3 protein-coding genes are annotated in these 8,651 nt (G+C 33.9%); all 3 read right to left on the bottom strand.

What is annotated here, in order from left to right:
• Window positions 1–132: 132 nt before the first annotated feature.
• Window positions 133–2,010 (bottom strand): T9SS type A sorting domain-containing protein, encoded by a 1,878-nt coding sequence (locus tag ABXQ82_RS17120; RefSeq protein WP_367062692.1) that lies wholly within the window; start codon window positions 2,008–2,010, stop codon window positions 133–135.
• A gap of 268 nt (window positions 2,011–2,278) precedes the next feature.
• On the bottom strand, window positions 2,279–6,499 hold the full coding sequence (locus tag ABXQ82_RS17115) for a two-component regulator propeller domain-containing protein (protein WP_367062689.1): 4,221 nt from the start codon (window positions 6,497–6,499) through the stop codon (window positions 2,279–2,281).
• A 189-nt stretch (window positions 6,500–6,688) separates the two neighbouring features.
• Window positions 6,689–8,506, bottom strand: a complete 1,818-nt coding sequence (locus ABXQ82_RS17110) for an arylsulfatase (RefSeq protein ID WP_367062685.1) — start codon at window positions 8,504–8,506, stop codon at window positions 6,689–6,691.
• Between the last annotated feature and the right edge of the window lie 145 nt (window positions 8,507–8,651).

The raw sequence follows: 8,651 nt of genomic DNA, 5'->3' as shown, positions 1-8,651 counted from the left end.
TCTTCGTTTAATAAATCTTCTGGTTTCATAAGTGTGTAAAATTTAAAGTTAATAAAATAAAAAACTCAGGATTGAATTCAATCCTGAGTTTTTTGAAACTTACACACTTTATGGGTTAGTGCCAGTTTATACCTAATTGACAACTAACTTTTTAGACGAAATTTTTTCATTATTTCTCAAAACAACAAAATACATTCCTTTATTAGGGATTGAACTTAAATCTAAATCAAATTTATGAGTTTCAAATTCGGTTTTCAAAACAAGCTGCCCTAAAATATCATACATATAAACTTTAGTTTTTCCTTGCAATGCTTCTGTTTTTATATGTACTAAATTAGTCGCAGGATTTGGATATAATTGGATTTTAAAATCTTCTTTTTCAAAATTCGCTACTGAAAGTGTCAATTGAGAACTAGTAACTGTATCTATAACTTGAGCGTCACTACCCCCTTGAGGTCTAAGGTCTGCAACAACAGTATAGCTGCCATTTGGTAAGGTGCTTCCTAACGAGAGTGTTACTTCATGATTGCCATAGCCTTCTAAACCATCTATAGTGGTTGAATAAACTTCATTGCTTCCTGAATCAAACACATGAAATTTAATATCCCTGTTTAAATTCGCTTTGTAGTTGTACGAAACGGTTAATGTTTGAGTGGCATTCGATAGGATAGGTGTTGAATTGAAATTAATATCCTCAGTAAAAACTGAAGCTTTTGCCGGTGGATTTTTTTCTATAATTTCAAAATTATCGCCATAAGCTTCATCGTTGGTTGTTTGCGCAAAAAAGTAAAATTTTATGTTGGTTTCTGTACCTGTTGTAAACTCTACAACAGTTTGCTGATAAGTAGGGTTGGTAATATTATTCGTCACGCCCAACACAGTTCCAGCTACATTATTTTCTTTAGCTCCAAAAATCATTTTACCTCCCAAAACTTTTATATAAGATTTTAACAAATAGGTGGTATTGGGCTTTAAGGTTACGATACGCTCATGTGCTCCTGCACCTTTAATATGAGCCGCATAAGTTCCTTCGTAAGGATCGGTAGTGCTAACGGTTCTTATGGTACCTCCCCAACCTGTCCAATTGGTTAAATTACCAAATTCAAAATCGGCATTCTCTAAACCATCGGCGGCATTTACAGGCTCAGGATCAAAAATGGGTACCAATCTATAACTTCTCACCCAATCATAATAAGCCGTGTTTATGGCATCATTATTTAATTCAGAATCTGTTGGATAAGGGGTTAACCAATCGTATGTTTCGGTAACCATTGCCATAAACATGGGTCTATCAAACGGATTTGCATCAATAGTTGTATTAAATAAAACCGTATCCCCTAACCTTCCATCCGAATAAAAAGTTGCCGATTGTGTATCATGCCATTGCATGCCGTAAGTGTGGTAATCTTCCCAAACTTCAGAGCTTAACAATTCAGATTCCGTACCGTTAGAATAAAACGTTTCTTCCGAAGCCCCACAGGCAACATACCTGTGATGGGTGTTAGACTTCATTCTTTGTTTAAAACCAACATTACCATGAGGCTCTCCTACAGCTTCCACAATGTCCAATTCCTGACTATATCTATCTGTTGCGCATGGCGTGGGTGTATAATCTTGTTTACTATTTGACAACCAAAACGTTGTTGACATAGGTATTTTAGAGGTTTTAAATCGGCATTCATAATAGCCAAAATATGCAGTTTCCTTTAATGAAGTCACAGCACCTCCATACATGGTGTAAGCACCTTGCGGCGTGGCATACTTACCACTTTTAATTTGCATATTGCCGCCTTGAACACTTACCGCTGTTGGCTCAAACTTAGCAGGTACTCTACCTTGCCATCCCGTAAAACTATTTTTCCATTTAGTAATATCTAAAGCCGTACCATTAAATTCATCAGAATATAGATCGTATAAGACCCATCGAAAGCCAGTTGGTGGTTCTGGCGGCTGGCTATTTGAAAGTAAAGGAATAGAAATGAACACTACTAAAAGGAGAAAATATTTCATAGCAAAAAAGAATTTAGGTAATCACCTCTTCAAAATTACATTTTAACTGTTAAAGCTATAAATGGAATATGTTTTTTAGTATCTCATATGGTTTTTAGATTAACTACTCACCAATACTACAAAAGGCATGACTTGAGAAATGACTAATTAGTAGCATAAATTATAACAAAACACATGATGTATCATTACATCAATCTGAAAACCTAAACTCACGGAGTTTTATAATAAGGTAATATTTTTATTTTTTTCAAACACTTATGAAAAATTATTAAGCTTCATTATTCTTATCTTTTTGCCTCACATATTCGCTTGGAATAACACCAAACTGCCTTTTAAAGCATTTAGAAAAATAGGCCGCTGTATTAAAACCTGTCATGTACATAATTTCCTTGACCGAATAATCACTCTGTTCCAACAATTGCACCGCTCTCTTTAAACGAATATTCCTAATAAATTCACTAGATGATAACCCCGTGATTTCTTTAAGTTTCAAGTATAAGTTACTACGGCTATGGTTCATTTCCTTTACTAACATCTCCACACTAAAATCGGTGTTCATCATGTGTTTTTCAACAATTTCAATGGCTTGTTTTAAAAAACGTTCGTCGCTAGAGGTTACCGTTACTTCTTTAGGCTGAAGATTTATTTTTCGGTTAAAACGCTGCCTTAATATATCTCTATCTTTTATAATATTTTTTAGTTTTACTTTTAATATTTCTGTATCAAAAGGCTTTCTAATGTATGTGTCCGCGCCATTTTTAAGCCCTTCAAGTTCGCTTTCCTGAGAGATTTTTGCAGTTAGAAGTACTATTGGAATATGACTGGTTGTATTTGTTGTTTTTAGTTTTTCGCATAATTCCAAACCGTCCATTACTGGCATCATTATATCTACAATTATAATATTTGGCATTGTTCTTAGCGCCATGGTAAAACCTTCTTTACCATTTTCTGCCGCATATATCTTATAGTCTTTTTTTAGTACTTCACTGACAAAAATCCTTATATCAGGATTATCGTCCACAATCAATAAAATAGGTAGTTTGGATCTTGATTTTGTTAATTTTCCATCTAATAAATCGTCATTAATACCAATTGCATACGATTCTTTTTCAGAAGTTCTCATCAGAAAATCACTATCAGATTCTTCTTTACAAACAATTTCCGGAATATTTAAATAGGCCTCCTTGTTCACAGGAAGCTTAACTATAAATGTAGTGCCTTCATTTTCTTTACTTGTTACCTGAATAGCACCTCTATGAAGCTCCACAAGGTTTTTTGTGAAGGCTAACCCAATCCCAGCACCTTCAGGGCTTTTTTTATCGGTATTTTCAGCAGTATAAAACCTTTCAAAAATAGTCTCCATTTTATTTTCAGGGATACCCTTTCCAGAATCTATAACTTTAATTACAACATTTTTTAAATAGACATTATCGTTTTCTTCGGAAATCTCAACGGTTATCTTACCCTGTTCTGGTGTGAATTTAAAAGCATTGGACAATAAATTATTCACCATTTTTTCTAAAGCATCATGATCAAACCAAGTTTTTAAATTTTCATTTGAAGTATTTATTTGAAACTGTATAAACTGTTTATGTGCTAAAAACTGAAAGGGTTCACCAACTTCTTTAATAAAAGTAACAATATTGCTTTTACGAACCACCAATCGCGTTCTTCCTTGACTAATTTTTCTAAAATCCAACAATTGATTTACCAAACGCATGAGGTAGCTTGAATTTTTTTGTAACAGTGCATACTGTACTTGCCTTTCTTTATGGGATAAATCCTTGTCGCAATTCTGTAAATATTCAATAGGGCCATTTATAAGCGTTAAGGGGGTTCTAAACTCATGGGAAATGTTGGTAAAAAACTCAAGTTTTATGCATTGTAATTCTTCGTTTTTTTCATTTTCTAAATGTTCTAGTTCTAATTGGTGCTTCTTTGTTGTTTTAATAATCGTGAATTTTCTATATAAAACTAGTGCCGAAATAATTAAAAGACCATAAATAACATAAGCCAGATTGGTAAGATAAAATGGAGGTGTAATTTTAATTTTTAATTCTGAAGGTGTAGAATCCCATATGGCATCATTATTGGATGCTTTTACTTTTAACACGTAATCTCCAGGACTAATGTTTGTGTAGGTCGCAAATCGTTTTTTTGAAGATGTAAAAATCCAATCCTCGTCAAAACCTTCCAACATGTAGGCAAATTGATTTTTTAAAGGCGCGGCATAATGCAGAGCAGCAAACTCAAAAGAAAAACTGTTTTCGCTATACTTTAGCTTAATTTCCTGTATGTTATTTATTGATGTATTTAAGAGCACTCGCCCATTAACCTCCTCTCCTATTTTAACAGGTTTGTTTGATATTGAAAGGTCAGTAATTACAGTTTCTGCCTCATAAGTATTATCCAAAATTTCTTCTGGATAAAACACATTAAACCCATTAATACCCCCAAAAAGCAACTCACCGTTTTTGCGCTTTAAACGTGCCAGTTCCTGAAACTCATTGCTTTGTAAACCGTCGTTGACATCATAATTTTTAAAAGACGCTTTCTCGGTATTGAATTTAGAAAGCCCTTTGTTTGTAGAGATCCATAAGTTGTTATCATCATCTTCTAAAATGCCTTTTATAACGTTATTAGGAAGTCCATCTTTGTCGTTATAGGTTATAAAATGACCGGAAGTTCCATTTAAACCTGGAACATATTTGTTTAGACCACCCCCAAAAGTTCCAATCCACATAACGCCCTTGCTGGATTCATACAATTCTAATATATAGTCATGACTGATACTCTTGTTATCTGAAGGCTTATGGGTATAAACTCGGAATTTCGGTGTATCATTTGAAATTTCCTTTGGTGGCAATACACTTAGACCTTTACTTGTTGCAAACCAAATATGACCTTTACTATCCTCATGAATATTACGAATAATATTACTTGAAATACTTGTAGAATCTTCTTTAGAATATAAAAGGATATCTTTTTTATAAGGTAAATTTTCGCCTTGATATAACCAACGATAAATCCCGCCATTGTAGGTGCCAATCCAAACGTTTTTATGGCTGTCCTCTAAAATTGAAAAAACACCATGGGTTATATCTTTTTCCTTTTTAATGTCTTTTTCGCTTATGCGCCTTGGGTTTGAAATGTCTAGCATAAACAATCCACCTGGTGCAGACTCTGCACCTATAAATAGCGTTTTAACAGTTCCTTTTTTTACCTCCTCTAAAGCAAACGGATTTGAAATGGTCTTAAAGGTTTTGAAATTACTATAGTAATCTTTAATGTCCTCTTTAAGGAGCATGTTTAATCCGCCACCTTCAGTTCCAATCCATAAAGTGCCATTGCTATCTTCAAACATGGCCCTTATTTTATCGTAACTCAGACTTTTAGGGTCTAATGTTTTTCTAATATGTCTGAAATTTTTCCGATCTGGATCAAATTTATTAACCCCTCCTCCATTAGTCCCAACCCAAACAATACCTGTATCATCTATAAACAAAGATTCAACGATGTTCTTACTTAGGCTATTCGGGTTTCTAGGGTCATAGGCATACCTTTCTTTAAATTCAGGATTACGGTCTTTGCTCGTACTCTCAAAATGTAACAGTCCATTATTTGTTCCTGCCCAAATGTGGTTTTCTTTAATGGTTACCACATTAAAAACCCCTTCTGAAATCAAGTTCACTTTATGAGATGCGCCATTTTCTTCAAGCAAATACAATCCAGAGCCTGTCCCGATAAGTAAACGCCCAAATACATCCTCATTTATACTTTTCACATTTCTGTTTGGCAAACCAATAGTTTTATTAATTGATCTAAAGTAAATATCGCCATTATTGTCTCTGGAGCGTTTATATAAACCAACTGAACCTCCAGCCCATAATTGATTTTTACTATCTTCAAAAATTGAGAACACTATTTTTTTATCGGAATCCGAAATCAGTTCTTCCTGGCGTAGGTTATAATGCTGAAAATTATTCGATTCTAACGGTTTATCAAGATCTAACAGGTTTAACCCATTATTAGTTGCAATCCACAATTTGTTTTTGTTATCTAAATAAAGATCATTTATATGGTTGCTGCTCAAACTATTTGCATTACCTTCTTCATGTGTAAAATGAGTGAACGTTTCTAAAGATTTATCAAAATAATTCAATCCGTTTCCTGTAGTTCCCAACCATAAGTTTCCAGTAGTATCAGCAGTCAATTCGAAAATTAAATTACTGTTTATGCTTTTTGGGTTATTGGAGTCTGGTGTATAAACCGTAAAACCGTACCCATCATATTTATTTAGACCATCGTGAGTGGCAAACCACATAAAACCTTGATTGTCTTGATAAATACTATTCACGTCGTTTTGAGACAATCCATTATCAGTCGTTAAATGATGAAAATAAATAGAATTCTGGGCGACTATTATATTATGAAAACAACATAAACAAAGAAGGACCAAGAATTTAAAAATTGATTTTTTTTTGTACATAATAAATGCCAATAGAGGCTTTACTCAAATATATTACTTAATTAATGTCTAAGGTAAATATTTTGTAGTGATTAATCTGGAAAAAACATTAATAACTTAATTAAAACCATATGTTAATTTTATTTGTCCAAAAGTAGTTTGTGCTTAAAATCATTCAAAACTATTTTTGAATTTTGATAACACCTATAGCTACACTTTTTCAATATAAACATAGTAAGCAATATTCTCTTCACCTGTATCATTAAAAAAATTGGCATGCAGTTTTGTTTTTCCTGGTTTTAAATGAACGTTAAATTCTACTGATGTATCAGTTCCTAGAACATTTATTGTTTCGTTAATTTGATGCTCAATTTTCACGGATGCCTTTACGTAATTTAAGTTGACACCTTCTGGAAGTCCTTTTTCCATCCCTGGAACATCAGTAATTGTTATTGGTGGAACGACAGCTCCGATTGCTAAACCAGACTCTATCGGGTAGCGTCTTAACGAAATTGTATAATGGCCTTCTTCCTTGATATCTACGCTCCAATATCCTGAACCTTTCATGCCTTCTCTGATGTAAGACTGATTCCATGGTTGTTGTCCATTCGGTGCATGCACATCATGAGATGTCAACGTTATTGGGTTTTCTTCTTCAGCCCCAATCTTAAAATAAATTTCTTTATCAAAATCCACCGAAACTTTTTGCCACCAACCATCGTAGAAATCTCGCATGGCTTTAACTCTTTCTGGATGTTGTTCAGCTATATTATTTTTCTGCCCATTATCTTCTTCAATATTATATAATTCTGTGCCGTTTACCAGTCGCCATTTGTTCTGCATCACAGCAGAATGTCTCCACTTTTCTGGCACCTGTACACGCTGAGAATCTGTAATGAGCATCCGGTCATTTTTTTGTTCTGGGTTTCTTAACATGGAGACTATACTTTGACCATCAATTGGTTTATGATCTTTTGGCAAGTCTATGCCACACAATTCTGCTAATGTTGGCAGAATATCTATTTGAGCAGTTAATGCGTTAATGTCTTTGGCCTCTGCTATATTTCCATCTTTCCAATGGATAAAAAATGGTACACGGTGTCCTCCTTCATATGCACTTCCTTTAGTACCTCTCATGCCTGCATTAAAACCTGTTTCTTTTCCGTTTTTAGTGTAGTGTCCTGCTGATGTGCCATTATCCGTCATAAAAATCAGGATGGTATTATCTGCAATATTTAATGCCTTGAGGGTTTTTCTTAATTTACCGAAGTTATCATCCACATTGGTAATCATTCCATAAAATCGTTTTTGAGTATCTGCCAAAACCGATTCGCTCAAATCTTTATACATATTATAATATTCCAAAGGCACATTATAAGGCCCATGAGGAGCATTGGTAGAAATATAGCAAAAGAAGGGTTGCGCTTTATTATCCTTTATAAAATCAATAGCTTCATTAAAAAATACATCGGTACAATAGCCTTTATATTTTTGAGGTGTTCCATTATGAAAATAAGTGTCGTTAAAATAGGTGTTTCCCCAATAATCCGGCGTTTGATACACACCACCACCACCATGTATTACAGTTTCCTGAAAACCTCTATGTTCTGGTTTAAAAGGGTAATTATCGCCCAAATGCCATTTACCAAAAGCACCTGTAACATAACCACCTTCAACAAACATATTCGCCATTGTTTTTTCATCTTCCCTTAATAAAGACCAACCACCTACTGTGTGCCAAACGCCAACGCTGTTTGCATATCTTCCCGTCATTAAAGCAGAACGCGTGGGCGCACAAGTTGGGCCAACATGAAAATCTGTGAGGTGATAACTTTCATTATAAAAATGGTCAATATTTGGAGTTTTTATCACTTTGTTGCCGTGAGCACCTATATCTCCATAACCTTGATCGTCGGTTAAGACTAAAATAACATTAGGTTTTTGCGCTGTTGCTTTTTTTTGGGTTTGTTTGTTTGAACAGCTTAGTAAAACCAAGGATGCTATTACTAAGCTTTTATAAAATTTCATTGATGATTTGTTTTGGATGTATTTGAAATCTTAAAAGTAAACAGAATTATATACGTTTTGGAATCAAACTATTATAATGAAGCAACATATATATTTGAATGGTGGTTTTTATGCCGTTTATTTATAGATATGAATTTGATACGGT

The organism is Algibacter sp. 2305UL17-15, from assembly GCF_040720935.1.
Classification (GTDB): domain Bacteria; phylum Bacteroidota; class Bacteroidia; order Flavobacteriales; family Flavobacteriaceae; genus Jejuia.
Note: the sequence above shows the minus strand (reverse complement) of the source record. Positions and strands in the feature narration are given on the sequence as shown.